This is a genomic window from Plebeiibacterium marinum (assembly GCF_026013615.1).
GTDB lineage: Bacteria > Bacteroidota > Bacteroidia > Bacteroidales > Marinilabiliaceae > Saccharicrinis > Saccharicrinis marinus_A.
On the sequence record NZ_JAPDPI010000002.1, the window covers coordinates 133,388 to 158,808 of the forward strand.

The 25,421-nt window shown below is 38.3% G+C and carries 24 protein-coding genes; 22 read left to right on the forward strand and 2 right to left on the reverse strand.

Going from position 1 to position 25,421, the window contains the following annotated elements; all coding sequences use genetic code 11:
* Positions 1–122: 122 nt before the first annotated feature.
* The 14 genes from argR to OM074_RS01915 all read left to right on the forward strand — a co-directional run bounded on the left by argR (position 123) and on the right by OM074_RS01915 (position 14,479).
* A complete protein-coding gene (argR, locus tag OM074_RS01850; protein WP_301197567.1) occupies positions 123–599 on the forward strand; it encodes an arginine repressor in 477 nt (158 codons plus the stop codon).
* 24 nt (positions 600–623) lie between these two features.
* Complete coding sequence (locus tag OM074_RS01855; protein ID WP_301197568.1) at positions 624–1,304, forward strand: GNAT family N-acetyltransferase; 681 nt, start codon at positions 624–626, stop codon at positions 1,302–1,304.
* A gap of 41 nt (positions 1,305–1,345) precedes the next feature.
* Positions 1,346–2,548, forward strand: coding sequence for an argininosuccinate synthase (locus OM074_RS01860; protein WP_301197569.1), 1,203 nt, complete (start codon positions 1,346–1,348; stop codon positions 2,546–2,548).
* A 19-nt stretch (positions 2,549–2,567) separates the two neighbouring features.
* Entirely contained in the window at positions 2,568–3,533 is a 966-nt protein-coding gene (gene argC, locus OM074_RS01865) for an N-acetyl-gamma-glutamyl-phosphate reductase (RefSeq protein WP_301197570.1), read from the forward strand.
* Between the two features lie 183 nt (positions 3,534–3,716).
* Positions 3,717–4,838 (forward strand): aspartate aminotransferase family protein, encoded by a 1,122-nt coding sequence (locus tag OM074_RS01870; RefSeq protein WP_301197571.1) that lies wholly within the window; start codon positions 3,717–3,719, stop codon positions 4,836–4,838.
* A 48-nt stretch (positions 4,839–4,886) separates the two neighbouring features.
* A complete protein-coding gene (locus OM074_RS01875; RefSeq protein WP_301197572.1) occupies positions 4,887–5,474 on the forward strand; it encodes an NUMOD4 domain-containing protein in 588 nt (195 codons plus the stop codon).
* A 60-nt stretch (positions 5,475–5,534) separates the two neighbouring features.
* Positions 5,535–6,335 carry a pyrroline-5-carboxylate reductase gene (gene proC / locus OM074_RS01880; RefSeq protein ID WP_301197573.1) on the forward strand — a complete coding sequence of 267 codons (801 nt, stop codon included), beginning with the start codon at positions 5,535–5,537 and terminating at the stop codon, positions 6,333–6,335.
* A gap of 9 nt (positions 6,336–6,344) precedes the next feature.
* Positions 6,345–7,418: a glutamate 5-kinase gene (gene proB, locus OM074_RS01885; protein ID WP_301197574.1), complete on the forward strand. Its 1,074-nt coding sequence runs from the start codon at positions 6,345–6,347 to the stop codon at positions 7,416–7,418.
* A 22-nt stretch (positions 7,419–7,440) separates the two neighbouring features.
* On the forward strand, positions 7,441–8,691 hold the full coding sequence (locus OM074_RS01890; protein WP_301197575.1) for a glutamate-5-semialdehyde dehydrogenase: 1,251 nt from the start codon (positions 7,441–7,443) through the stop codon (positions 8,689–8,691).
* A gap of 48 nt (positions 8,692–8,739) precedes the next feature.
* Complete coding sequence (locus OM074_RS01895) at positions 8,740–9,693, forward strand: N-acetylornithine carbamoyltransferase (RefSeq protein WP_301197576.1); 954 nt, start codon at positions 8,740–8,742, stop codon at positions 9,691–9,693.
* A gap of 86 nt (positions 9,694–9,779) precedes the next feature.
* Positions 9,780–10,559 (forward strand): acetylglutamate kinase, encoded by a 780-nt coding sequence (gene argB, locus OM074_RS01900; RefSeq protein WP_301197577.1) that lies wholly within the window; start codon positions 9,780–9,782, stop codon positions 10,557–10,559.
* On the forward strand, positions 10,560–11,630 hold the full coding sequence (locus OM074_RS01905) for a M20 family metallo-hydrolase (protein WP_301197578.1): 1,071 nt from the start codon (positions 10,560–10,562) through the stop codon (positions 11,628–11,630).
* 164 nt (positions 11,631–11,794) lie between these two features.
* Complete coding sequence (gene argH / locus OM074_RS01910; protein WP_301197579.1) at positions 11,795–13,132, forward strand: argininosuccinate lyase; 1,338 nt, start codon at positions 11,795–11,797, stop codon at positions 13,130–13,132.
* A 6-nt stretch (positions 13,133–13,138) separates the two neighbouring features.
* The gene (locus OM074_RS01915; RefSeq protein WP_301197580.1) at positions 13,139–14,479 is read left to right on the forward strand and encodes a citrate/2-methylcitrate synthase; all 1,341 of its coding nucleotides are present in this window, start codon (positions 13,139–13,141) and stop codon (positions 14,477–14,479) included.
* 76 nt (positions 14,480–14,555) lie between these two features.
* On the opposite strand, the gene OM074_RS01920 is transcribed toward OM074_RS01915, so the two are convergent.
* Positions 14,556–15,656, reverse strand: coding sequence for an acyloxyacyl hydrolase (locus tag OM074_RS01920; protein WP_301197581.1), 1,101 nt, complete (start codon positions 15,654–15,656; stop codon positions 14,556–14,558).
* Positions 15,657–15,950: 294 nt separating this feature from the next.
* On the opposite strand from OM074_RS01920, the gene carA reads away from it, so the two are divergent.
* From carA to OM074_RS01960, 8 genes are all read left to right on the forward strand, one after another.
* Entirely contained in the window at positions 15,951–17,036 is a 1,086-nt protein-coding gene (carA, locus tag OM074_RS01925) for a glutamine-hydrolyzing carbamoyl-phosphate synthase small subunit (protein ID WP_301197582.1), read from the forward strand.
* A 158-nt stretch (positions 17,037–17,194) separates the two neighbouring features.
* Entirely contained in the window at positions 17,195–17,608 is a 414-nt protein-coding gene (locus OM074_RS01930; RefSeq protein WP_301197583.1) for a DUF6146 family protein, read from the forward strand.
* Between the two features lie 52 nt (positions 17,609–17,660).
* On the forward strand, positions 17,661–18,587 hold the full coding sequence (locus OM074_RS01935) for an ABC transporter ATP-binding protein (protein ID WP_301197584.1): 927 nt from the start codon (positions 17,661–17,663) through the stop codon (positions 18,585–18,587).
* A 17-nt stretch (positions 18,588–18,604) separates the two neighbouring features.
* Positions 18,605–19,942 (forward strand): ABC transporter permease, encoded by a 1,338-nt coding sequence (locus OM074_RS01940; protein ID WP_301197585.1) that lies wholly within the window; start codon positions 18,605–18,607, stop codon positions 19,940–19,942.
* A gap of 10 nt (positions 19,943–19,952) precedes the next feature.
* Complete coding sequence (locus tag OM074_RS01945) at positions 19,953–20,885, forward strand: Ppx/GppA phosphatase family protein (RefSeq protein ID WP_301197586.1); 933 nt, start codon at positions 19,953–19,955, stop codon at positions 20,883–20,885.
* 3 nt (positions 20,886–20,888) lie between these two features.
* Positions 20,889–22,052 (forward strand): sigma-54-dependent transcriptional regulator, encoded by a 1,164-nt coding sequence (locus OM074_RS01950; RefSeq protein ID WP_301197587.1) that lies wholly within the window; start codon positions 20,889–20,891, stop codon positions 22,050–22,052.
* 19 nt (positions 22,053–22,071) lie between these two features.
* Entirely contained in the window at positions 22,072–23,514 is a 1,443-nt protein-coding gene (locus OM074_RS01955; protein WP_301197588.1) for a lyase family protein, read from the forward strand.
* 48 nt (positions 23,515–23,562) lie between these two features.
* Positions 23,563–24,108: a hypothetical protein gene (locus OM074_RS01960; protein WP_301197589.1), complete on the forward strand. Its 546-nt coding sequence runs from the start codon at positions 23,563–23,565 to the stop codon at positions 24,106–24,108.
* A gap of 5 nt (positions 24,109–24,113) precedes the next feature.
* On the opposite strand, the gene hydF is transcribed toward OM074_RS01960, so the two are convergent.
* Positions 24,114–25,331 carry a [FeFe] hydrogenase H-cluster maturation GTPase HydF gene (gene hydF, locus OM074_RS01965; protein WP_301197590.1) on the reverse strand — a complete coding sequence of 406 codons (1,218 nt, stop codon included), beginning with the start codon at positions 25,329–25,331 and terminating at the stop codon, positions 24,114–24,116.
* Between the last annotated feature and the right edge of the window lie 90 nt (positions 25,332–25,421).

Consider the following 25,421-nt stretch of genomic DNA (forward strand, 5'->3'; position numbering starts at 1 on the left):
GCTGGTATCTTTTATGCTTTTTCACGATTCATTTCGGCTGCAAAAATACAAATATTTTGCAAATTTCTTTTGATTTTTTTAAAATAGTGAATATTTTTGCATTGTAATTGAATATTTATACAATGAAGGTCAAAGCACAAAGATTAGCTACGATTAAAAATATCATCAACTCGCAAAATGTAAGCAGTCAGGAAGAGTTGTTATCCCTTCTGGAAAAAGAAGGTTTTATGACAACCCAAGCTACTTTGTCACGCGATTTAAAGTTTTTAAAAGTTGCGAAAATACCTCATTCCGATTTAGGATATGTATATGAAATGCCCCAATCGGCAGCAAAAGCACCTGAAGAGATTCATGAAGACTTCCCTGTATCAGGAATTGAATCAATTGACTTTTCGGGTAATTTAGCAGTTATTAAAACGAGACCCGGATTTGCCAACAGTATTGCATCGGTTATTGACAGCCATGATCCTTATGAAATTTTGGGAACCATTGCCGGCGACGACACAATACTATTAATAAACAGAGAAGGAGTTTCGAAAAATCACATAGTAGAAGTTTTATCGATTTATATACCAGGTTTAAAAGAAAAAATATTGTAGTTGACATAGAGCAGTCGAAAGCAAATGATTAAAGATTTTTACATAGATATAGCCAAAGAGGAGCATTTGAAATATGTTGATGAAATACTCGACACTATTGCAGAGGCAGCAAAGATCAGAGGTACGGGGATCGCAAAGCGCAGTCCCGGTTATATCATACAGAAAATAAACGAAGGCAAAGCCATCATCGCATTAGACAATGGTAAATTTGCCGGGTTTTGTTATATCGAATCCTGGGGACACAACAAATTTGTTGCAAACTCCGGGCTTATTGTATCGGATGCATACAGGGGAAAGGGCCTGGCAAAGGCTATTAAGTCAAGAGCTTTTCAGCTTTCCAGGGTAAGGTTTCCGGATGCAAAACTTTTTGGGCTCACTACAGGGCTGGCAGTAATGAAGATCAACTCAGAGCTTGGCTACAAACCTGTTACATTTTCGGAACTCACAGACGATGAGATGTTTTGGAAGGGATGCCAGAGCTGTGTAAACTATGACATACTGGTCAGAACCAACAGGAGACATTGTCTTTGCACAGGTATGTTATACGATCCGGACAAGTCAAACAAAGACTCTGAGGAAGATAAGAGCCTGAAAGTTTATAGCAGATGGCTGAAATTCAAGCAATCTGTATTTTTAAAAGTGAAGAAAAAGGATGCAAATAAAAATTCCTTTTTAAAACGCTTACATGTTAAATTGATATCGTAAATTGATTAGGTTTTTTTAACCTGCATAATAATATTATAAAAATGGAAAAAGTTGTTTTAGCCTTTAGCGGCGGATTAGATACTTCATTTTGTGTAAAGTATTTAAAACATGAAAAAGGATTGGATATTTACTCTGCAATAGCCAACACCGGAGGTTTTTCAGACGAAGAGCTTAAAAACATTGAAGCAGGTGCTTATAACCTGGGCGTTACCAAGCACACAACCCTTGATGTTACTGATGTGTACTATCGCAACTGTATCCGCTACATGATTTACGGAAACATCCTTAAAAACAACACATATCCACTTTCTGTTAGTTCAGAAAGAATTTTTCAGGCCTATGCCATTGTAGACTATGCCAGAAAAATTGGAGCCAAATACATTGCCCATGGAAGTACCGGAGCAGGAAACGACCAGATCAGGTTCGACCTGACTTTCCAAATCATCGCTCCCGAGATAGAAATCATTACACCAATCAGGGACTTAACACTTTCGAGAGAGGCTGAAATTGATTACCTGAAAAAACATGGCGTTGAAAAAGACTGGAAAAAAATGGAGTATTCCATTAACAAAGGCCTTTGGGGAACCAGTGTTGGAGGCAAAGAAACCTTAACTTCCAACAAATCACTCCCTCAAGAAGCTTACCCTAGCCAGCCAACCAATGAAGAACCAACAGAATTAACCATTGAATTCAACAAAGGGGAAATCGCTTCTGTTAATGGCGAAACATTCGCAACCCCGGTTGATGCCATCAGGAAAATTGAAGCCATTGGAGCATCCTATGCTATTGGTCGCGACACCCATGTAGGCGATACCATTATCGGAATAAAAGGTAGAGTTGGTTTTGAAGCAGCTGCACCAATGCTGATCATCAAGGCACACCACCTACTTGAAAAACATACGCTTACCAAATGGCAGATGTATTGGAAAGAGCAATTAAGCAACTGGTATGGTATGCTACTCCATGAAGCGCAATATGTTGAGCCAGTGATGAGAGATATTGAAAAATTCCTTGACAATTCACAAGAGAATGTTACAGGAAAGGTAATTTTAAAACTATACCCATACAGATTTGAACTGGTAGGTATTGAATCAGACAAAGACTTGATGAACTCAGGCTTTGGAGACTATGGCGAAGTGAACAAAGGATGGAGCGGCGATGACGTTAAAGGGTTTACCACTATTTTGGGAAATCAGTTGAAAATATTCAATAAAGTCAACGAGGGATCTTTAGATATTAAATAAAACACTATCTGTAAAAGAAATGATTAAAGTAGGAATAGTAGGCGGAGCCGGATACACAGCCGGAGAATTATTACGAATTTTGATTTGCCATCCCGAGGTAGAAATCACATGCATCCAAAGTACCAGCAACGGAGGAAACCCCATTAGTTCTGTACACACAGATCTGATAGGCGAAACGGAACTTGTATTCTCATCTGAATTGGACACATCAGTGGTGGATGTGATCTTTTTGTGTATGGGACATGGAAAATCAAAGGAGTTTCTAACCGAGAATAACATTCCTGCCAGCATTAAAATCATCGACCTAAGTCACGATTACAGATTAAAAGCAGATGGCAATGATTTTATCTACGGGCTGCCTGAACTAAACAAAGAACAGATCAAGTCGGCAGATAAAATTGCCAACCCTGGCTGTTTCGCCACTGCTATCCAGCTGGCATTACTGCCATTGGCAGCAGCAGGCAAGCTAAACGAGGTACATGTAAATGCGATTACCGGTTCCACAGGTGCCGGACAAAAACCCACATCAACCTCGCATTTTAGCTGGAGAAACAACAACATTTCAGTATACAAGGCATTTGGACACCAACACCTTGGCGAAATCAAACAATCATTGAAGCAGCTACAGGATGGCTTCCAGGAAGCTGTAAACTTTATTCCTGTAAGAGGCAACTTTAGCAGGGGAATAATGGCTACAGCTTATACTGAAACAGATTTAACAGAAGAAGAAGCAATTAAGTTATACAAAGATTATTACAAAGATCACCCATTTACAATTGTTTCGGACAGCAACCCTCACCTAAAACAAGTGGTAAACACCAATAAGGGAGTGGTTTTTATTGAGAAACACGATGGAAAATTATTAATAATCAGCATGATCGACAACCTGATCAAAGGAGCATCCGGCCAGGCTGTGCATAACATGAACCTAATGTTCGGGCTCGAAGAAACAACCGGTCTTCGCCTTAAATCGGTAGCATTTTAAAAAGCACAACATTTCCAATATATTTTTTGAAACGCATTATACTGATTTAAGTTCTATTATAATTGATGGTTTAAATTAGATGTTAACAAAAAAGAAGACCGGCAACACTCCTGCAGAGAGGCCAAGACTCAGCAGGAGTGTTTATTTCATTTAAAACACAAAACAACAAAATTGCAAACGAACATGAATTTATTCGACGTATACCCACTTTTTGATATTGAACCAACAAAGGCAGAGGGATGCTATATATGGGACAAAGAAGGCAATAAATACCTCGACCTGTACGGAGGCCATGCAGTAATCTCAATTGGCCACTCCCATCCTCATTATATCAAACGAATTTCGGAGCAACTTAACAATATTGGGTTTTACTCAAATTCTGTTCAGAATCCATTACAAAAGGAGCTTGCAAATAAATTAGGTCAGATATCCCAGCTTGAAGATTATGACCTGTTCCTATGCAACTCCGGTGCCGAGGCTAATGAAAACGCTTTGAAACTGGCATCTTTTGAAACAGGTAAAAAAAGGGTTATATCATTTAAAAAAGGGTTTCACGGAAGAACATCGGCAGCAGTAGCCATTACCGACAACCCCAAAATAGTTGCTCCAATAAACAGCAACCACGAATCAACAATACTAGAGTTAAACGATCTTGATGCCGTAGAAAAAGAACTTAAAGAAGGTGACGTTTGTGCAGTAATTATCGAAGGCATCATGGGAATTGGTGGTATTATTGTACTGGAAAACGACTTTTTGGAAGGCCTTGAGAGTTTATGCAAAAAGTACAAAGCAAAATTAATCCTTGACGAAGTGCAATCTGGTTACGGCCGTTCAGGAAAATTCTTTGCATTCCAATACAGCAGCATCCAACCCGACATTATCACTACCGCGAAGGGCATGGGGAACGGGTTCCCTGTTGGAGCAGTTCTTATATCCAGAGAGTTTAAACCCTGGTATGGCATGTTAGGAACAACCTTTGGTGGCAATTACCTTGCCTGTGCTGCATCGTTAGCTGTTTTGGAGGTAATTGAAAATGAAAAACTCATTGAAAATTCACAGAAAACAGGCGACCATATTTTAAAAAGGCTGAATCAAGATATTAAAAAATGTGAAATTCGCGGCAAGGGATTGATGATTGGTATAGAATTTGAAGAGCCAATTGCCGATTTAAGAAAAAAGCTTCTTTTTGAAGACAAAATTTTTACAGGAGTATCAGGCGCTAATACCATTAGGATTTTACCTCCGTTATGCTTAAATCAGGAGCAATCAGATTTATTTATTGACAAATTAACTGATTCGCTATAACTTAAAGTGCCTGGTACATTTGATATAACATACAACAAAACAGGCAATATGATTAAGTCATTCTGGAACGAAGAGTGGAAAGAAATTAATTTTGAAGAAGGGGCATTACAAAAGAAATATTCCATCTCAAATTATGGCAGAGTAGTAAGCTACAAAAGCGACATTAAAGAAGGAGAACTGATTAAAGGTGGTAAGTTAAGAAATTACGCCACTTTACCAGTCCGTCCTTTTGGAAAATCAAAGACTTTCTACATCCATAAATTAGTTGCCCAATATTTTATTGAAAATAGCCGGGAGGATGCTACTTTTGTAATACACCTGGATCATAACAAGAGCAATAACTATATTGAGAACTTAAAATGGTGCACCAAAGAAGAAGTTTTTGCGCACCAAAAAGACAACCCAATAGTTATTGAAGCCAGGAAGAGGCAAAAGGAAAACAGGTCGGACGAAGGCCACAAACTTACTTCTACAGAAGTAATCAGGTTAAAAAAGAAAATATTTGACCCCAAGCGAAAATCCAGATTGAAGATTATCGCAAAACAGTTTGGAATAAGCGAAATGCAATTATACCGGATTAAATCCGGAGAAAACTGGGGACACATTAAAGTTGAAATAAACGGCGTGGAACACTAGCACACAATAACACTTTCAGGTTATTTGGTGCGATTCCAAATGCCTGAAAAAAGTTGTGCTATGAAAAACAAAAAAATTACCATCATCGGTGGAGGAAATCTAGGGCAGGCCATTGCCAAGGGAATAGTAAACTCCAACGTAATTGAGGCAACCAACTTAACTGTAACACGCAGAAGAATAGAACTTTTAAAAAACCTGGCTGATTTAGGCATTCAGACCATTTCAGACAACATTGAAGCATCTAAAAATGCCGACATCATTTTTCTTGGTGTAAAACCCTACCAGATAGAACAGATTATTACCGAAATAAAAGATTCGGTTACAGAAAATACGATTATTGTTTCATTGGCTACAGGGATCGACTCCCATACAATTGAAAATTACTTTGGAAAAAAGCTTCCGGTTTTCAGGGCAATGCCCAATACTGCAGTGGCTATAGGACAATCCATGACCTGTATTTCTGCACATAATGCAGATAAAGATCAGGAAGAGGCAGTTCTAACCTTATTTGAGCAAGTTGGGCAAGCCTTAATCATCCCTGAAGAACTGATGGCTTCGGCAACAGTATTGGCAGCATGTGGAATTGCCTTTGCCCTAAGGTTTATCAGGGCTGCTACCCAGGGCGGTATTGAAATTGGGTTTGGAGCCGACTTAGCTCTGAAAATCGCCTCTCAAACAGTAAAAGGAGCAGCTGATTTGCTCATCAATTCAGAAACACACCCCGAACACGAAATTGACAAGGTGACAACCCCACGGGGGGTTACCATTTCCGGATTGAACGAAATGGAACACCAAGGCTTCAGCTCTTCCTTAATAAAGGGCTTGCTCACTTCCTTTAATAAAATTGAAAACGGAAAATAGATCAATATCGTGTTTAAATCAATCACTATAAAAATAGGCTCAAATGTATTAACCAATACAGATGGAACCCTTCATCAGGAAAGGGTTTCTCACCTGGTTGACCAAATTGCCTCTCTACATAAAAAAAATAAAAAGATCATCCTCGTTTCATCCGGGGCAGTAGCTGCCGGAAGAACCATGGTGAAATTAAACAAAAAAACAGATACTGTTTCATCACGCCAGCTATTATCATCTGTAGGCCAGGTAAAGTTGCTAAACACCTATTCGGCTTTATTTGAGAAACATGGCATTCAGTGTGCCCAGGTTCTGGTTACAAAACAAGACTTCAGATCAAGAGAGCACTACCTGAATATGAAGAATTGCCTATCCACATTGATTGAAAATGGCATCGTCCCCATTATCAATGAAAACGATGCCGTTTCGGTAACTGCATTAATGTTTACCGACAATGACGAGCTGGCAGGCTTGCTTTCATCAATGATGAACAGTGAAGCCTTGATTATTTTGAGCAATGTGAATGGCATTTACGATGGGGACCCCAAAGACAAAGGGGCCAAAGTAATCAGGACCGTAGACAGCACAAATGCGGACTTATCCGCTTTTATCTCTACAACCAAATCAAACTTTGGCCGTGGAGGTATGCTAACCAAATGCCATATTGCACAAAAAACAGCTATTTCAGGTACTTCTGTTCATATTGCCAACGGAACAATCCCTAATATACTGGTTGATTTAAACAACAGTGCCGATACAGTTGAGCACACCCGTTTTTTACCAGGAGAAAAATATCCTGCCATAAAAAAATGGATTGCTTATTCCGAATCATTTACCAATGCTGAAGTCATCATTAACAAGGGAGCTTTCGAAGCCCTTAATTCTTCGAAAGCCACTAGTTTGTTATTGGCCGGTGTTATAAAAATCAATGGCAATTTTAAAAAGGGCGATTTAATAAAAATCATATCCGAAGATGGTAAGGATGTTGGTATCGGGAAAGCCCAATACGACAAAACAAAAGCTATTGAACACCTTAGCGATTCAAAATACCAGGCACTAATTCATTACGATTACTTATATATAAGATAATAAATACCTTAATCTTTATACAATGCAGTGTTTAGCGCAATTTCAAAAAGTTAAAGAAGCTTCCCGTGGATTAGCAAAAATCAAGCAGGCTGACATCATAAAGATGCTCAACAAACTTGCTGATGAAGCGGAAAAAAACATACCGGAACTTCTTGAGGCCAATCAAAAAGATTTAGACCGCATGGATCCCAACGATCCTAAATTTGATCGGTTAAAACTCACTAAGGAAAGGATTGAAGCCATCGCCAACGACATCAGGAATGTATCGAAACTTCCTTATCCAATTGGTGAAATACTTGAAGAAAAACAACTGGACAACGGATTGGAATTAAAAAAAGTAAGGGTGCCCCTAGGCGTTATCGGCGTAATTTATGAAGCGCGCCCTAACGTAACTTTCGATGTATTCTCACTTTGCATCCAATCGGGGAATGCGTGCGTTTTAAAAGGAGGAAGCGATGCTGAATACTCAAACAAGGCTATTACAGGAGTAATCCATAAGGTATTACAAAGCGAAGGCTTTAATCCTGATTTGCTTCAGCTATTGCCGGCCGACAGATCTGCTGCAACAGAATTAATGAATGCCATTGGTTATGTCGACATCCTGATCCCTCGGGGTTCGCAAAACCTGATTAATTCAGTTAGGGAAAATGCAAATATCCCCGTGATTGAAACCGGCGCTGGCATTGTCCATACTTATGTAGACAAATCTGCCAACATACAGAAAGCAGCAGATGTTGTGGTTAATGCAAAAACCAGGCGGGTAAGCGTTTGCAACGCACTGGACTGCATGATTATTCACGAAGAGCAATTATCTAATATAGTTGAAATTGTTAAAGGAATGATCCCATACAAGGTTGAGGTGTATGCAGATTCAAAATCTTTTGAAAAATTGCAAGGACAATATCCGGAAGAATTGTTGCATCAGGCCACAAACGAATCATTTGGCACTGAATTTTTGTCACATAAAATGTCGATAAAGACTGTTGCAAATATTGACCAGGCATTGGATCACATCTATAAATACAGCTCAAAACACAGCGAAGCCATCATTGCCGAAGATGCCGATGCCATTTCCCGTTTTTACAATGAAGTAGATGCTGCTGCCGTATACGCAAACACATCAACCGCTTTTACCGATGGTGCGCAATTCGGGCTTGGAGCAGAGATTGGGATCAGCACTCAAAAGCTACATGCAAGAGGTCCAATGGCTTTAAAGGAGCTAACCAGTTATAAATGGTTGGTTTCCGGAAACGGCCACACAAGACCAGCTTAGGCACTTTAGTATCTTTACCAATAGGTTAAACGCATAAAAAAATAAACAATGAAAAGATTTTTAAAAGTTTCAGATATAGGAGATTTAAAACAGGCTTTAAAAGATGCCTTTGAGGTTAAAAACAACCCGTACGCATTCACTGATCTTGGGAAAAACAAAACCATTATTCTGGTTTTCTTTAACTCTAGTTTAAGAACCCGTTTAAGCACTCAAAAAGCAGCCATGAACCTGGGCATGAACGTTATGGTATTGGACATCAACAAGGATGGATGGAAACTGGAAACAGAAATGGGTGTGGTAATGGATAGCGACAAGCCGGAACATATTAAAGAGGCCGTTCCTGTAATAGGCCAATACTGCGACATGATCGGGGTACGCTCATTTGCAACCTTTGAAAACAAAGAAGACGACTATTCAGAGAAAGTAATCAACCAGTTTATTGAATATTCCGGCGTTCCGGTTATCAGTCTGGAATCAGCAACAGTACACCCATTGCAATCGTTCGCCGATTTAATCACCATTGAAGAATACAAACAAAAAGAAAAACCAAAGGTGGTTTTAACCTGGGCCCCTCACCCAAGAGCCCTACCCCAGGCGGTAGCCAACTCTTTTACTGAATGGATGAAGGAAGCCGATGTTGAATTCGTCATCACCCATCCTGAGGGATATGAACTGGCAGATGAATTTACCCAGGGGGTAACAGTTGAATACGATCAGAGAAAAGCGTTTGAGGGTGCCGACTTTATATACGCTAAAAACTGGTCATCATACAAAGATTACGGACAGGTAAAATGTGAGGACAGAGACTGGACTGTTGATGAAGAAAAAATGGCACTTACCAACAACGCAAAATTTATGCACTGCCTGCCTGTACGAAGGAATATGATTGTTACCGATGGAGTTATTGAAAGCGACAATTCATTGGTAGTACAAGAAGCTGCAAACAGGGTAGTTTCTGCGCAAACAGTAATTAAAAGGATGTTAGAATCTCTTGAAAAATAACAACAAATCTATTTACACAAATAATAATCTTCAATCAGGTACTGTTGCTTAGATAACAATCAGTCTTGATGCTTGATACTTAAGATATGCAAGAAATCACCATAGTAAAAGTAGGCGGAAAAGTTGTTGAAACACCTGAATCGTTAAATGAATTATTAAACGATTTTGTAACCTTACCCGGCCTCAAAGTACTGGTTCACGGAGGTGGAAGATCGGCCACAAAAGTTGCTGCCCAACTCGGAGTAGAAACAAAAATGGTTGACGGCAGGAGAATTACAGACCTCGAAACCTTAAAGGTAGTTACTATGGTTTACGCCGGGTTGGTTAATAAAAATATTGTAGCCTCCCTGCAAGCCCGCAATGCCAATTCAGTAGGACTAACCGGAGCTGACTTAAACTTGATTAAAGCTGTAAAACGCCCGGTTAAGGAAATAGACTATGGTTATGTTGGCGATGTGGAATCAGTTCAGGTTAACGAGCTAATGGATCTGATCAACAAAGGAGTTATTCCTGTAGTGGCTCCTTTAACACACGATGGCAAAGGAAATATGCTAAATACCAATGCAGACACTATGGCTTCTGCCCTGGCTTCTGCCCTGGCAAAACATTATAAAGTAAACCTGGTTTACTGTTTTGAAAAAAAAGGAGTTCTCAGTAATCCCGATGATGACGAATCGGTAATAAAAGAACTTAGCCATAAGCTATTTAAAGAACACCAGGAAACCGGTGTTATAACAGAAGGTATGATTCCAAAACTGGACAATGGATTTAACGCATTAAATGCCGGAGTTATAAAAGTTAGCATCACAAACACACAAGGACTAAAAGGAGGATTGGATAAAGGAACATTACTAAAAAAAGATTAAATGGACAATATTCAACCTTATGCCACCGAGGCAATTGAGTTATTAAAAAAACTGATTTCAACAGAATCGTTAAGCAGACAAGAACAGGCTGCTGGGGATATAATGGAATCATTTCTCAATGAAAAAGGCTTACGCACTAACAGAAAAGGCAACAATGTATGGGTTAAAAGCAGCAACTGGGACACAAACAAACCTGTGATCCTGTTAAACTCACATATTGACACAGTAAAACCTTCTTCAAAGTGGACTTACAATCCTTTTGAACCCACCCTGCAGGGAGAGGTTCTATATGGTTTAGGAAGTAACGATGCGGGTGGACCTTTAGTTTCCCTATTAGCAACATTTTTGTTACTAACAAAAAAAGAACAACCATACAATTTGATTTATGCTGCCACCGCCGAAGAAGAAGTGTCCGGAAAGAATGGTGTTGAATCAATACTTAACGAACTGGGCACAATCAACCTGGGCATTGTTGGCGAACCCACACAAATGAATATGGCTATAGCCGAAAAAGGGCTGCTTGTATTAGATTGTGAAGCAGTTGGCAAATCAGGACATGCAGCAAGAAACGAAGGAATCAATGCCATTTACAAGGCAATTGAAGATATAGAATGGTTTAAAACCTTCCAATTTCCTGAAGTTTCAGAATTATTTGGGCCTGTTAAAATGAGTGTTACCCAAATTGAAGCCGGATCACAACACAATGTAGTTCCCGACCTATGCAAATTTGTGGTTGACGTAAGGGTCAATGAAAAATACACAAACATACAGGCTTCTGAGATCATAAAACAACACGTTAATTGTACTGTTACACCAAGAAGCACAAGGCTCAACAGCTCTAATATATCACTTGACCACCCTGTTGTTAAAAGAGGTTTGTCATTGGGGAGAACATATTATGGTTCTCCCACCACATCCGACCAGGCTTTAATGAATTTTACAACACTCAAAATTGGCCCCGGAGACTCAGCAAGATCACACACTGCCGATGAATATATCAAAATCAGCGAAATTGAAGAAGGAATTGGCATTTACTATCAGTTACTGAATAATTTAGACCTCAGTAATTGATAAGTTAAAAAATGTGACAAATGTCATATTTGAGAATAGTTAATTTGAATTTGTAAGTTTAATAAATTATATTTGCGTCGATTATAAGGTAGGTAAGTAAGGAAATTAACAATTTATAACATCTTCTCTTAATCGGGGCATTAAATCAACAGAAAATCATTACGATGAAACTTTGGGATAAAGGGATAAAAGTGAATGATAAAGTAGAAAGTTTTACGGTAGGCAAAGACCGTGAAATGGATCTATATTTAGCTCCTTTTGACGTACTTGGAACCATGGCCCACATAACCATGCTCGAAAGCGTTGGATTACTTGAGAAAGACGAATTGGAGAAACTCCTTATAGAATTACGAAATATTTATAACGAAACCTTATCAGGGAACTTTATTATTGAAGACGGGATCGAGGATGTTCACTCTCAGGTAGAGATGATGTTAACCCAGCGTCTGGGCGATATAGGCAAAAAAGTTCACAGTGGCCGATCCAGAAACGATCAGGTTTTGCTTGACTTGAAATTGTTTATCCGTTCTAAAATAGAAGAAGTAGCCAACAGCGTTGTCGAATTCTTTAACGCCTTACAATCTCAAAGCGAAAAATATAAGGATTATTTAATACCAGGATATACTCACCTTCAGGTTGCTATGCCATCTTCGTTTGGTTTATGGTTTGGAGCTTATGCTGAAAGCCTTACTGACGATATGTATATGTTAAATGCAGCCTGGAAAATATCTAATCAGAACCCACTGGGTGCTGCTGCAGGTTACGGAAGCAGCTTCCCGTTAAACCGTCAGCTTACAACTGACATACTGGGTTTTGACAACATGAACTACAATGTAGTTTATGCACAAATGGGAAGAGGCAAAACGGAAAAAAATGTAGCCATGGCACTTAGCTCCATAGCTCAGACTGTTGGAAAATTTGCCATGGACGCCTGCTTATACATGAGTCAAAACTTTGGTTTTCTGACTCTGCCCGGAGAACTAACAACCGGTTCAAGCATCATGCCTCATAAAAAGAACCCGGACGTTTTTGAGTTAATCAGGGCAAAATGCAATCAGATACAAGCGCTTCCTGAAACAATTGCAATGATTATCGGAAACCTTCCATCTGGTTATTTCCGCGACCTGCAGTTAATCAAGGAAACATTTTTACCTGCTTTTGACGATTTAATCAGTTGTTTAGACCTGGCTACTTTTGCTGTAAATAACATTACAGTTAAAGATGACATCTTAAACAATGATATATACAAGTATGCCTTTAGTGTAGAAGAAGTAAACAAACTGGTTTTACAGGGTGTTCCTTTTAGAGATGCATACAAACAAATTGGCGGTTTAATAGAAGAAGGCAAGTTTGAGCCTGAATTAAATGTTAAACACACACATGAAGGCACAATAGGCAACCTTTGTAACGAAGCAATCAATACAAAGATGAACAACCTTCTAAAAACCTTTAATTTTGAAAAGGTGGCCAATGCAATACAGTTATTAATAAAAAATAAATAAAAGAATATGGTATTATTGGAAAACTTGGCTAAACTGGCCGTACAATCCTGCGAAATCGAAAAAGAACTCTTTGACCAATATGGCGTTAAAAGAGGTCTTAGAAATGCCGATTTTTCAGGGGTACTGGTAGGTTTAACCCATATTGGTAATGTTGTTGGTTACGATAACGTTGATGGTAATCTGATTCCCAGAGAAGGGGAATTGTACTATCGCGGCTACGAGCTAAAAGATCTTGCCAAAGGTTTCCTTTCTACCGGTCGTCATGGTTTTGAAGAAACTGCCTATTTGTTGTTAACAGGTCAGCTTCCAAACCAGACAGAACTTACAGATTTTACGGAATATCTTGCTGAGCAAAGCGAATTGCCTCCTTTCTTTTCTAAGAACATGATTCTTTCGTTAAGAGGCCGTGATGTAATGAACATGCTTGCACGTTCGGTACTTGGGTTATATGCGGCAGATGAAGATGCTGAAGATTTCAGCCACGAAAACTTAATGAAGCAGGCTATTAGCTTAATTGCAAAATTTCCTGTTATTGTGGCCTATGCATATTATGGTATGCGCCATTCATTCCAGCGCAAATCATTAATCATACGTCACCCACAAAAAGATTTAAGCTTAGCTGAAAACTTTTTATATATGCTCAAAGGCAATGATTACACTAAGCTTGAAGCTGATTTGCTTGATTTATCATTAGTGATCCATGCTGAGCACGGTGGTGGTAACAACTCCACCTTTACAACAAGGGTAGTAAGTTCAGCCCAAACAGATACCTATTCAGCAATTGCGGCTGCATTGGGTTCGCTAAAAGGAGGTTTACATGGTGGCGCCAACCTTAAAGTGATTGATATGATGAAAAATATCAAACAAAACGTTAAGGACTGGACCAACAAAAAAGAGGTTTCAGATTATCTGCTTAAGCTATTAAATAAACAAGCATTTGACCACACCGGTAAGATTTACGGTATTGGTCACGCAATTTATACGCTTTCAGATCCAAGAGCAGTATTACTTAAGGAAAAGGCCAGAGAGCTGGCAGAAGAAAAAGGAAGGATGGACGAGTTCAACCTTTACGCCTTAATTGAAGAATTAGCTCCAGAAGTGTTCTACCAGTTTAAAGGCGAAAACGCCAAGATTATTTGTGCCAACGTTGATTTTTATTCCGGATTTGTATACGAATGTATTAAAATCCCTAAAGAAATATACACTCCAATATTTGCTGTTGCCCGAATTGCAGGATGGGCAGCGCATCGTATAGAGGAGGTTACATTCTCGAGCCGTAGGATTATTCGCCCGGCTTACAAGTGTGTAATTGATCGATCTACTTATCTTCCATTGGAATCTAGATAAGTGTTTTTGTTGATTGGGTAATGAAAAGGCTGTCTGTGGGGGAAATATCAGACAGCCTTTTTTATTCTATTACTAATCACAGAATCAAACCAACCTGAAAAGCCATATAATCAGCAACTCTGCCATGAGCTTTGAGATTAGCCCCTACTGTCATTTTATTTGCTACCAAATACCGTAAATAATATATCTGAAAAAGGCTATTGGGCGCTTTTTTACCGCGCAAAACATAAACCCCTATCTGTTGACCAAATCTTAATTTACCAATTAAAAACTCATTCCCGGCCAAAGGACCAACACTCCATGGATCTATTGAAGAATCATCATCACCAACCTGCTGGTATTCGATTATTGTGGAATAGCAAAAGGCATTTAATCTACTACCTCCAGAACACCTGTTAAAGCCCAACAGCATCACATTACTCTTTTCATCTGTATCAAGATCCGATTTTAAAGAATAAGCAGCTAATACTTCAGTCCTGTTATTACGTCTTACCTTACCCATTTTAGTCAACCCTGGAATGCAATAACTCTTGGTGGCATATTCAAGTGTCAGGCCTAAAACCGGATAGTTTATCCCCAAATTAGGCTGCCGGATTCCACCATTGGAAATATGACGGTATGAGGCAGATATTTTTAGTGCCCAATGATCATTATAACCGTAATAAACATTAACCCCTCCAACTAGCGGGAAAGCAACTTTAGTACTATTTGTAAGATTTAAAGGATTGCCGCTACCGTAAGGATTACTAAGATACGCCAGGCCGGCACCAACTTTCCCGGAGATCCGGAACTTATCACCCGATACAAGAAAAGGCTCTAAAAATGCTATGCCATTTATTGAATAACCTAAACTACTATGCCCAAAATCAACAAAATTTAAAGACAAACCCCATTTAGGATAAAACCCAAAGGAGTACCTTGCCTCCTCAGTAAGCATCCATTTACTATACTCCAACTCCAATCCTCTAATTTTCACACCTTCAAAGTGCGAAAGCTTGTCCGTATGAACCTGAAGATTACCACAATAAAAACCGCAGCTCCAAAAATTCGGCAATGTGGAAACATTCTCCTGTGAAGACAGCTCGTGCTGTAAAGAACAAAACATCAGCAACACAAAAACTACAATACGTCCCATCCTATTACTTAACGCAATATTTTCATTTAACAATGAACCCATAATATAAAGTTAAGACTACATTGGACTCAAAACCTAATTTACATGCAAAAATCAACCAATCAGAACCCGAGCTCAAACTCCATCACGATGAACATCCATATTCCAAAACTCAATCAATACATTGTATATTTATTCACAACAGTGAATGTTACACTTATATTTATACAAAGAACATCTTTTATTAGTTGAAAAAGTATTTATTTACTACCTTTGCGCCCGGAATAAAATTCGGAATTTTGGCTGGTAACCTATACTATCAAAATTTCATATTAAATAACGGATTATCTAAATGTTATGCCTGAAGTAAAAGGAATTAAATTAGTACTTGAAGACGGTACCGTATTTGAAGGAAAGTCGTTTGGTTATCACAAATCAGTTGCCGGTGAAGTTGTTTTCAACACAGCAATGACAGGTTATCCTGAAAGTTTGACTGACCCATCATATAAAGGTCAGATATTGGTTTCTACTTATCCATTAATTGGTAACTACGGAGTTCCGAAAGATGATAAAGACGAAAATGGGATTCCTCTTTTCTACGAATCTGACCAAATACATATTTCAGGACTCATTATTTCTGATTATTCCTTTGAATACAGCCATTGGAATGCTAAAAATTCATTGAGGGAATGGTTAATCCAAAATCAGGTACCGGGTATTTTTGATATTGACACCAGAGCATTAACAAAAATCCTTCGTGAGAAAGGGTCGATGTTAGGCAAGATACTTATCGACGATGAGGATATTGAGCAATACAATCCAAATACCGACAATCTTGTTGCACAAGTGAGCACCAAAGAAAAAAAGGTATATGGCAATGGCAAGCACAAAGTGGTATTGGTTGATACTGGTGCAAAGTACAACATTTTACGTTGTTTACTAAAACGAGACACAACTGTTGTTCAGGTACCCTGGGATTATGACTTTACACAGGAAGATTATGATGGCATCATGCTTTCAAACGGTCCTGGAAACCCGGAAATGTGTACCAAGACGGTAGAGAATATCAAAAAAGCTATTGAAATTGGCAAGCCGATCTTTGGAATTTGTTTGGGCAACCAGTTATTGGGTATTGCATCCGGAGGTTCTACATATAAATTAAAGTATGGCCACAGGGCACATAACCACCCGGTAATAAAATTAGGAACAGACAGTTGTCATATCACCTCTCAAAACCATGGTTTTGCATTAGATAACGACTCTCTTAAAAATGACTGGGCTCCTTTATTTGTGAATGTAAACGATAAGAGTAACGAAGGAATCTACCATAAAACAAAACCATTTTTCTCTACTCAGTTTCACCCTGAAGCATCTAGTGGGCCAACTGACACAGAATTTCTTTTTGATGACTTCATTAATTTAATTGAAAAATCAAAACAATAATATATTAGCCTCGGTTTTACCGGGGCTTTTTTTTACTCCCTCCTCATACTGTCTTAGACATATAATACCATAATGCAAAATTTATAAATAGATTGGGCTGGCCATCCCCTTACTTTTTTTGTAACTTTAGGGTATTGGTATCTTAGTACAGTTGAAAGATGAAAACTTCAGTTATAATTATTGCCCTGACCGCTTTATTGCTCTCTTGTCAAACAAAGCAATTCGTTTCTGATAAAAACAATACATTACCACAAATCAACCAGGCAAAAGAAGACTCGGTTCAATACGAACTAATAATCTACGATATAAAATTTGACACATATCTGGCTACCAGGCCACCAATGGAATTCTTTTCTCAACAATATTATGAAACCTGGAATTATCAATACGTTACGGAATGGAATATCCGACACCTTAACCCCACTAGATATGGTGACTTTTTTGAAACCCACATTGAGTATTATCAACACATGGACTATGGATTAGAACTAAACTACAAATTGTATTACTATTTTCTTTTTATTGAAAAAGAATATGGTATAAAACTGATAAGAAGGGCAAAAAACCAATAATTAATTATAAAATCTTATTTTTGAGTAGAAAATTTAATTATAATCTACTTTAATGGATCTATTACAAGCTAATGGGGTGGTTAAAAAATATGCCAACCACCTTGCCCTCGACCACGTTGACATAACTATTCCCGAGAAACAAATTACAGGACTTTTAGGCCCCAATGGAGCTGGAAAAACCACGTTTATACGTATTATCAACCATATCACAATGCCTGATGAAGGCACCATCCTTTTCAAAGGAAAACCTTTAAATGCTTCCGACATATACCATATTGGATATCTGCCAGAAGAAAGAGGATTATACAAAAAAATGAAAGTTGGTGAGCAAGCTTTATATCTGGCTCAATTAAAAGGTCTTTCAAAAAGAGACGCCTACCAAAAACTTAAATACTGGTTCGAAAAATTTGAAATAGGTGCCTGGTGGAATAAGAAAGTTGAGGAACTTTCAAAAGGTATGCAGCAAAAAGTGCAGTTTATTGTAACCGTTTTACACGAACCCGAACTTCTGATTTTTGATGAGCCATTTAGCGGCTTCGACCCCATCAATGCCAACTTGCTTAAACAGGAGATCCTTGCCCTGAAGGAAAAAGGGGCAACAATTATCTTCTCTACTCACAATATGAGTTCTGTAGAGGAAATTTGCGACAACATCTGCCTGATTAATAAAGCGAAGACCATCCTCAAAGGAAACATCGACGACCTGAAACAACAATTCAAAAATAATGAGGTTGCCATTGAATTCAATGGGGATCCAGCAGCATTCAGGAACAAGCTAAATGGTAATTATATCATAAAAGAACTTATTGAGCAGCACCACAAGCATACTGCAAAAATTCAGTTAAAAACAGACAAAAATATCAACAACCTGATTTCATTGCTAATAAATGACTTTCAGATATCAGGCATCAATGAAATACTCCCCAAAATGGATGAAGTATTTATTAAAGCTGTTGAAACATCAAACTCAAATCAATAATCCTTAGAAACAAAATCATGAATAAGATATTACTTATTATAAACCGTGAATATTTAACTCGTGTCCGCAAAAAAAGCTTCATCATAATGACACTGTTAAGCCCTTTGATTTTTGCAGGTATGATCGTTGTTCCCGGCTGGCTCAACACACAAAAAGACACAAAGGAAAAAATCATTGCCATTGAAGACATGACCGGTTTGTATCAGGATGTTTTTGAAAATACAGACTATATAAAATACCAATACCAGCACAAAAAGGAAGCAATAGAAAAAAAAGAAGCCCTGCAAAAGGGTTTTGAAGCGCTTCTTGTAATAAACAGCAACCTGTTACAAAACCCATCTGACGTTCAATTGATATCAGAAGGACAGATTACCATGAACGTACAGAACAACATCAAACACCAGTTAAATACTTACTTACGAAATGAAAAGTTAAGCAGCTATAAAATTGATGGTCTGGATGAAAAAATTAAAGAAGTAAATAATTTAAGAGTCGACCTTCAGACCATCAGGCTGGATGAGGATGGCAAGGAAAAACAAAGCAGCGCCATGTTTGCCATGATAATTGGGATGGTTTCAGCCCTATTGATATACATGTTTATGCTCATGTACGGAACACAAGTTATGAGAGGTGTAATAGAAGAAAAAACCAATAGAATTGTTGAAGTCATGATTTCTTCTGTAAAACCTTTTCAGTTAATGATGGGGAAAATAATTGGAATAGGCCTGGTTGCCTTAACCCAATTCGGGCTATGGGTAATCCTGACTTTAGCCGTGATTTTCACACTGCAAAATTTTGTATTCAATCCTGAGCCTCAACAAATACAACAAACAATGGAGATGGCGCAAAACAACCAAATATCCCAGGCATCACAAACCCAGGAGGCCGCTGCAAAGTTTAATGAGGTAATGACAATAATTGAAGATGCCAACATTGCAGGAATCATCGCTCTTTTCCTTTTCTATTTTATAGGCGGGTATTTAATTTATTCAGCCCTTTTTGCAGCAATAGGCTCCGCTATTGATAATGAAACGGAAACCCAGCAATTTGTAATGCCAATTCTACTACCCCTGATTTTGTCGATATATGTTGCCATGGCAGCATTTAACAATCCACATGGCGATATTGCATTCTGGTTCTCGGTAATACCATTTACCTCGCCGGTTGTGATGATGTCGCGCATCCCATTTGATGTACCCACATGGGAATTGGTTTTATCGATGGCAATATTAGCCTGTTCTTTTTTAATACTTACCTGGTTTGCAGGAAGGGTATACAGAACAGGAATCCTGATGTACGGGAAAAAAGTGAGTTATAAAGAAATTTGGAAGTGGTTTATACAAGCAGGTAAATAATATAAGAATAATGCAGATAGCTATCATTGATTTAGGAACCAACACCTTTAATCTATTAATTACAGAAGTTAACGAGAATAATCAGTATACCATCATACTTGAAGACAAATACCCTTCAAAAATAGGGAAGGGTGGCATCAATAAAAACACCATAACTCCCGAAGCCTTTGAAAGAGGTTTTAAAGCTTTGGAAACACACCTCAGCACCATAGCAAAATATAATGTTGAGCAAATTTCCTGTTTTGCCACAGCAGCTGTCCGTTCAGCTTCGAATGGCAAGACTTTTGTTACCCAGGTCAAGGAAAAATTTAACCTGGATATTAACGTAATTCAAGGTGATAAAGAAGCTGAATTAATTTTTGATGGAGTAAAACAAGTAGTTCCTATTGGTCGGGAGAAGGTTTTAATAATGGATATTGGTGGAGGCAGCACCGAATTTATTATAGCTAATAAAGATGGTATTATTTGGAAATACAGCTTCAATGTTGGAGCAGCCAGAATGCTTGATTTGGTTAAGCCTTCAGAACCAATTAAACCAGAGGAAATAAAAACATTAGAAGAATATATCAATAATGAACTGCAATTACTTTTTACTGAAATACAGAAACATGATGTAAAAAGGTTAATCGGCTCTTCCGGTTCGTTTGACACAATTGCAGCAATGATAGCAGCAGAGGAACACCCTCACCTGGACCTATCTAAAACAACCAGCTACAAAATAGATCTGGATTTATTCGACACACTCCATCAGAGATATTTGAACAGCACTATTGAAGAAAGGCTAAAAATGAAAAAAATGGAACCGCACAGGGTAGAGATGATCGTTTTGGCATCTGCCTTTATACAGTTTACCATTAACAAATTAAGCCTTACAGAAGTTTATCAATGTAATTATGCTTTAAAGGAAGGGGCAATCTATCAGATTTTAAACAAAAAAATTTAAAGTATGGCAAAAATATTAGTTGTTGATGACCAAAAAAGCATACGAAATACCTTAAAAGATATTCTTGAATATGAAGACCATGAAGTGGCTCTTGCTGAAAACGGAGAAGAAGCCATAGAATTGTTTGACAAGAGTAAGTACGACCTGATTCTTTGTGATATTAAAATGCCCAACATGGATGGTATGGAGGTTCTCGACATCATCATTGGGAAAAATCCTGATATCCCCGTTATTATGATCTCTGGCCATGGCAATATTGATACCGCTGTTGAAGCTATCAAAAAGGGAGCCTATGATTTCATAGAAAAACCTTTAGATCTGAACCGCCTTTTGGTTACAGTAAAAAATGCACAAGAACGTAAGGATCTGGTTGTTGAAACCAAGGTTTTAAAAAGAAAAGTCAGCAAGACTTATGATATGATTGGAGAGTCGGAACCAATAAAAATGGTTCAGGACATGATTGACAAAGTGGCTCCAACCGATGCAAGGGTACTGATCACCGGTCAGAACGGAACAGGCAAAGAACTGGTTGCCCGATGGTTACACGAAAAAAGCAACAGATCTTCAAAACCATTTATTGAAGTAAACTGTGCTGCAATACCGTCTGAGCTTATTGAAAGCGAACTATTTGGCCACGAAAAAGGAGCATTCACTTCAGCACACAAACAACGTAAAGGAAAATTTGAACAAGCCAACGGGGGAACCATATTTTTGGATGAAATAGGCGACATGAGCCTGAATGCACAAGCAAAGGTGCTTCGTGCCCTTCAGGAAAATGTTATCAGCAGAGTGGGTAGCGACAAGGATATTAAAGTAGATGTGAGGGTACTTGCTGCCACAAACAAAAACCTGAAAGAAGAAATTAAAGAAAATAACTTCCGGGAGGATTTATACCATAGGCTTAGCGTGATTTTGATACACGTGCCATCGCTCAACGACCGCAAGGAAGATATACCTATTTTAGCAGAGCACTTTAATAAAATAATATGCGGAGAACTAGGGGTAACAGAAAAAACAATTGACGAATCAGCCATTAAAGAGTTACAAAAATACAACTGGACAGGAAATATCCGGGAATTCAGAAATGTAATTGAAAGGCTTATTATCCTTTGTCCAGAAAACATTATGGCTTCTGACGTAAAACTATATGCCGGCCCCCAGGAATAACGTTATCAAAAACAATTCAATGCGTACAGAAAAAGACTTTATAGGTTCAGTTGACATACCAGAAGATGCATTATATGGAATCCACTCTGTCAGAGCGAAAAATAATTTTCCGGATGATACTCCATTCCTAATAGAATGGTATAAATCTGTAGGCATTGTAAAACAAGCCTGTTATGAAACCTATTTAAAGTTTAAGCAGGCTGCACAATATAAATACAGGGATAAAAACCTTGCATTCATAAGTGATGAAATTCTTGACAAAATGATTGAAGCTGCCATTGAAGTTTCCCAGGGTAAACACTTCAATCATTTTATCGTACCTGCCATACAGGGAGGCGCCGGAACCAGTATAAACCTAAATATCAACGAAATTATTGCCAATGTTTCCTTAGGCAAACTTGGGAAAAAAAATGGGGATTACAGCACCATAGACCCATTTGAACATGCCAATATTTTCCAATCAACTAACGATGTCATTCCTACTGCTCTAAAAGTAACCGTTATTGCATTATTCAAGGATCTTGATAATAATATTAACGAAGTTTTACTCGCTCTTGAAAACATAGAAGGCAAAACCAGGAATCATTTGCGGCAGGCATACACCCAAATGCAGGCAGCGGTACCATCTTCATACGATAAACTTTTCAGCACATATAACAATGCGCTGTCAAGAGACTGGTGGAGGGTTAGCAAATGCTTTGAACGCATAAAAGAAGTGAACTTAGGAGGAGGTGCTATCGGAACTGGCATTTCAATACCCTCGTACTTTATTATGGAAGTTGTAAATCAACTTCAAAGGCTAACAGGTCTCCCCATAACCCGCTCCGAAAACCTGTCGGACACAACAGCAAACCTCGACTCCTTTGTAGAGGTTCATGCCACGCTTAAGGCCCATGCTGTAAACCTTGAAAAAATGGTATCCGACCTCCGGCTATTGAGCTCCGATTTATTTTACCACAGAGAATTATACATCCCTAAAAAACAAGTTGGTAGTTCTATCATGCCTGGAAAAGTTAATCCGGTAATCCCTGAATTTGTAATTTCGGCAGTTCATAAAATATATGCCAACGACCAGCTGATTTCTTCTTTGTGCGCCCAGGGATGTTTAGAGCTGAATGCCTATTTACCTGCAATTGGGAATGCCCTAATCGACAGCATTAAACTTTTAATTAACTGTAACAAAACAATTAAAGAAAACCTTTTAACAGACATTACGTTTAAAAAACTAAATAATGAAGATACCATATTCATGAATCCTTCCATAACCACAGCACTATCGCCTTATATAGGTTATCACAAGGCTTCTGAATTGGCACACTTAATGAACAAAAAAAAATGCAGTATCATTGAGGCGAACAGGGAATTAGAATTAGTTGACAACAACTTATTAAAAGATCTCCTGCAACCAGAACAAGTGCTGAGATTAGGATATAAATTAAAAGATATTGGTGAAGATTTGTAATTTCTTGAACAACTTTCTTATTTTTAACCAATAATACAATAACGTTTAATGCAAAAAGAGGTACAATTCAAGTATGAAATCCCATCTCCTGGTATGGCCAGGGGGGAATTAACTGTACACAACACCAAAGTACCCTTTGAAGTTGCTAATGTAAGCAACCCTCTTTTTGATCTTTTGAAAGGCATGACAAGCCTTGTTCTTGAACCATCGCACCTTTGGGACGAGGAGAACATTTGTTGGGTAGATTGGTACAGTGATTTAAACGGGTATAAATGGACATTAAGTACCAATGATGGAAAAAATCTCCAAATAAAACTTGTCTTTTTAGAAGATATCTTTAACGAAGACGAAGCTCAAACAATTATTAACACCCACTGTAACTTCCATTCCTTTTACCAGGAAATAATACAAGAGCTTGATCGCTTTATCAAAAACATAGGGCTTTTAAATTACCAACAACTTTGGCAAAAGGACGAATTCCCTCTAACCTATTTTTTAATCTTAAAAAAACACTTACTCGAGCAAGATAAATGGGAACCAATCATCCCAGACAACACCACATTCCTTGATGAGCTTAACCTCCTTCAATTATAGAACAACTATAAATAGTCCAGAGAACTGTCATCAATACTTGCAAAAGGAGCCACTGCGCGCTGATAGATACCTAATACATACGCAATTGCCATCCCATAGTTTGTTACAGGAATTCCAGCATCAACAGCAGGCTTTAGCCTATTTACCAATTGCTTTCTTGAAACAACACATCCACCACATTGAATTACCAAAGAATAACTTTCAATGGGATGCGGCAAACTATCAAAACCTGCAACAACATCAAAAGAATGCTTCTTTCCTGTGAAATTTGATATCCACCTTGGAATCTTGGAACGCCCAATATCATTACAGGACACATGGTGCGTGCATGATTCAAGCAACAACACCCTATCTCCTTCTTTTAGGTTGGAAATTTCAGGAGTCCCATTCAGATAACGGGCAAAATCCCCCTTAAAACGGGCAAGCATAATACTAAAACTGGTCAGTGGGATATTCTTAGGAATAGAAGCATCTGCTTTCAGGAACACCTGGCTGTCAGTAATAGCCAAGGCAGGCTTTATTCCTGTTTTCATTAAAAAAGCATCCACCTCCCTTTCCTTTAGCACCACGCATACTGCATCATTATCAATGATATCCCTTATGGCCTGAACCTGCGGCAAAATAAGCCTGCCTTCCGGAGCCTCAATATCTATTGGCGTAATAAGCAGAACTATATCACCATGCTTAACAACATCACCCAATAACGAAGGATTTGAATAGGCTGATTCGGGTATATTCTTCTTTATAGACTTTACAATAGAAGACACATCAGAATCTTTGTTAAAGATGATAAAGTCGCAACACCCTTGTTCCCAAACCTGTGCCTCCATCATTTGATCGGGTGACGACAGGTCACTTTTACTATAAATTACGATAAACGGCACTTCGTGATCTTGAAAACTTTTAATCACAGCCAATTCCTTTTCGTCGAAAAGCTGATTGCTAACCAAAAGAATAGCCAGATCCACAAGCTTTACAGCTTTATTAGTTTTTTCTATCCTTTTTTGCCCTAAATCACCCTCATCATCAAACCCTGCAGTATCAATTAAAACAACAGGTCCAAAACCAGTAATCTCAAAAGACTTTTTAACCGGATCTGTAGTTGTTCCGGCCACATTGGAGACAATAGCAACTTCCTGTCCTGCCAGCAAATTGATTAAGGTACTCTTACCATAGTTCCGTCTTCCAAAAATCCCAATATGTGGTTGCCTGTCTTTAGCCATTTTTTTTTACAAAGTAAACAAATTACTATTTAACAAGTTTAAAATATAGCATTACCTCCCCAATATTTAGATATTTATTGCACATAATCC